Here is a 3,146-nt window from a genome sequence, read left to right on the forward strand (position 1 = left end):
ACGGTGCGGCATTGGCGCGGGTTGAGCGTCTCGGAGATGGCTGAAATCGCCCCGCCCTTGCCGGCTGTGTCGCGCCCCTCGACCAGCACCACCAAGCGCTGGCCCTTAACCTGAAGCCAATGCGCCATCGCATTCAGCTCCAGATGCAGGGGCTCCAATTGCTCGAGGTAGTCGGTTTTATTGAGCTTGGCCTGTGGCGTGACTTTGGGTTTGCTGGTCATCTTTTGTCGCTCCTGTGAGTGGCGACAGCTTAAACCCAACAATCAGAGCAAGGTCAGTGTTTGCATGCCGGCCCAACTCTCGCCCGCACCCAGGCGCAAAGGTGTCTCGATCGCCGCCGCTTCGACACAGAGCATCTGCTTGTAGCCATCGGCCGGCATATCGGCCAGCGCCGCGCATTTCTCGGCGCCGGGGTTCCAGATCACGGCGTCGTCAAAGCCTTGTTGTACAATCTTCACACGCCGTTCGGTCGTGGCCAGACGCTCCTTCAGGGTCATGTCCTCCCGCACACGGTGGTAGATGCGGTCCAACTCGCCACCAGGCAGCAGCAGGTCGACCCGCTGGACCTTCTCCATCTCATCGACTGAGTCCCAGTAGCGCATTGCGGTCAGGCCTTGCAGGCTGGTCGACTCCAGTTCGGCCACGCGCAGGTAACTGTGCAGTGCCGCGGTGAACTCGAAGGGCTCATCGCCCTTGTTCTCGCAGGCCAGCTCAATCTGAATCTCGCGCCCGCTGATGCGCACGCTCAGCTCCAGCTCGAAAGTATGCGGCCAGAACATGCGGGTCGCCGCGTCATCGGTCAAACGCAGCACGGCCAGCGCGTCGTCGGCACCGCGCTCGGCCATCACCAGCGCCCAAGGCTTGGTGCGGGCAAAGCCGTGGCGCTGCAAAGGGCCACGGGCCGCGAACTGGGGAAATATCACCGGCACGCCGCCGCGGATCGCCTGGCCCGAGGCGAACTCGGACTTGGGCGACATATAGAGCTGTTCCTCGGCGCCGGCAGGCTGCCAGGACACCAGGTGGCCGCCGTGCAGCAGCACAGTGGCGCGGGCGCCGTCGGGGGCGACCAGTTCGATGGCATCCATGCCGTGAACGCGGGAAAGGGCAATAGGCTTGGACATGAGTGGAAGGTGAATTGGTATAGGTCGAGGATTCTAGTTTTGAGCGTGAGCAGCCGGTCGATGTCAGCGCAGCACCCTTGATGCACAGGGCGAAGACATTGAATACCAGACCAAATGGCCTGCAAAAAAAGAACCTGGTTTCGCGTAGCTCTCATCAGATACCTCGAGGCTTTAGCCATTTGGTAGAGAGTAAACTCCGCCGCGCTAGCGGATCAGACGCTTAGCATTCAAACCACTGGGAGGCGTATGAAAAAATTTACTTGTTATGCAGCGGCCATTGCGGCTGTGGTTGTCTTGGGCGCTTGCGCAAGTGCCGGGACTGAGGCTCTGCGCAAAGAGTCCGAAAGCTCGGTTCAACAAAAAATGGCGGTTGGCAAGACCACCAAGGCTGAAGTTCGAGCAATGTTCGGTTCGCCAATCAAAACAACATTTACCGACAACGGGCTAGAGGTCTGGAATTTCGAGTTCTCTAACGTTTCCGCCGATGCGTTGAGTTATGTCCCGATCGTCAACATGTTCGGCGGCAGCGCCAGCGGCAAGAAGAAAGAGCTGGTTGTGCTTTTTGATGAAAAGGACGTGGTGAAACGCTTTGCCATGAGCGAAGCTGATGTCGTGCACAAGACCGGCATTTTCAACCAGTAACTCAAAACTTGGCAATGATGCGCACTTTGCCGCCCCAGGGCTAACTAAGCCTCAAAAGGCTGCAATACTCAGAGCTACTTGTTGCCAAAGAAAAGCCCGCCTGACTTACGTCGGCGGGCTTTTTTGTTCGTAGACGGAGCCGTCCTCTAAAAGAGGATCAACTCTTGCGGAACTTGCGCAGCGCAGCGATCTGAGCAGCCATCGCGGCGAACTCGCCTTGCGCCTTGGCAAAGTCGATATCGGTTTTGGCGTTCTTCATCGCTTCTTCGGCCAGTGCCCGGGCTTCAACGGCCTTGGCTTCGTCCAGGTCCTTGCCGCGGATCGCGGTGTCGGCCAACACGGTGACACGGCCCGGCTGAATTTCCAGCAGGCCGCCGGCCACGAAAACAAACTCTTCTTGGCCGTTGTCAGCGCGCTTGATGCGCACCGCGCCTGGCTTGATACGCGTGATCAGCGGTGCGTGGTTGGGCAGAATGCCCAGCTCACCGCTTTCACCCGGCAGTGCAACAAACGTAGCGGCACCGGAGAAGATTTGCTCTTCGGCGGAGACCACATCGACTTGGATGGTTGCCATGATTTTCAATCTTCCTTTAGCGTTAAAAAGCTTCAGTAAGCAAGCATGCGGGCCTCAGGCTAGGCGCTGCGCGGAAGCGGACTCTTGTCCGCTGAGCACAGCAACGACGCATCAGGCCCGCAGGCGCAGTCTTACTGCAGCTTTTTGGCTTTTTCGAACGCTTCGTCGATGGTCCCGACCATGTAGAAGGCCTGCTCAGGCAGGTGATCGCATTCGCCGGCAACAATCATCTTGAAGCCGCGGATGGTTTCCTTCAATGGCACGTACTTGCCGGGCGAGCCGGTGAAGACCTCGGCCACGTGGAAAGGCTGCGACAAGAAGCGCTGGATCTTGCGCGCACGCGAGACCGACAGCTTGTCTTCAGGCGACAACTCGTCCATGCCCAGAATCGCAATGATGTCGCGCAGTTCTTTGTAGCGCTGCAGCACTTGCTGCACGGCACGGGCCGTGGCGTAGTGCTCGTCACCCACCACGTTCGGGTCCAGCTGACGCGAAGTCGAGTCGAGCGGGTCAACGGCGGGGTAGATGCCCAGCGAAGCGATGTCACGCGACAACACGACGGTGGAGTCCAAGTGAGCAAAGGTCGTCGCAGGCGATGGGTCGGTCAAGTCATCCGCTGGCACGTAAACGGCCTGGATGGAGGTGATCGAACCGACCTTGGTCGACGTGATGCGCTCTTGCAAGCGGCCCATTTCTTCGGCCAATGTAGGCTGATAGCCCACGGCGGAAGGCATACGACCGAGCAGCGCGGACACTTCGGTACCGGCCAGCGTGAAGCGGTAGATGTTGTCGACGAAGAACAGCACGTC

The 3,146-nt window shown here is 59.2% G+C and carries 3 protein-coding genes and 2 pseudogenes; 1 reads left to right on the top strand and 4 read right to left on the bottom strand.

Going from position 1 to position 3,146, the window contains the following annotated elements; translation table 11 throughout:
- Together RMO57_RS19380 and RMO57_RS19385 are read right to left on the bottom strand one after the other, a co-directional pair.
- A pseudogene (locus tag RMO57_RS19380) lies at positions 1-221 on the bottom strand (polyphosphate kinase 2); the annotation flags it as partial.
- A gap of 42 nt (positions 222-263) precedes the next feature.
- Positions 264-1,121 carry a D-hexose-6-phosphate mutarotase gene (locus tag RMO57_RS19385; RefSeq protein WP_310389456.1) on the bottom strand — a complete coding sequence of 286 codons (858 nt, stop codon included), beginning with the start codon at positions 1,119-1,121 and terminating at the stop codon, positions 264-266.
- 246 nt (positions 1,122-1,367) lie between these two features.
- On the opposite strand from RMO57_RS19385, the gene RMO57_RS19390 reads away from it, so the two are divergent.
- Positions 1,368-1,763 (top strand): hypothetical protein, encoded by a 396-nt coding sequence (locus RMO57_RS19390; protein ID WP_310389458.1) that lies wholly within the window; start codon positions 1,368-1,370, stop codon positions 1,761-1,763.
- 157 nt (positions 1,764-1,920) lie between these two features.
- Here the strand turns inward: RMO57_RS19390 and RMO57_RS19395 are convergent, their stop codons facing one another.
- Together RMO57_RS19395 and RMO57_RS19400 are read right to left on the bottom strand one after the other, a co-directional pair.
- On the bottom strand, positions 1,921-2,337 hold the full coding sequence (locus RMO57_RS19395; RefSeq protein ID WP_310389459.1) for a F0F1 ATP synthase subunit epsilon: 417 nt from the start codon (positions 2,335-2,337) through the stop codon (positions 1,921-1,923).
- A gap of 131 nt (positions 2,338-2,468) precedes the next feature.
- A pseudogene (locus RMO57_RS19400) lies at positions 2,469-3,146 on the bottom strand (F0F1 ATP synthase subunit beta); the annotation flags it as partial.

The sequence above is a fragment of the Roseateles sp. genome (genome assembly GCF_031397715.1).
Taxonomy (GTDB): Bacteria; Pseudomonadota; Gammaproteobacteria; order Burkholderiales; family Burkholderiaceae_C; genus Paucibacter_A.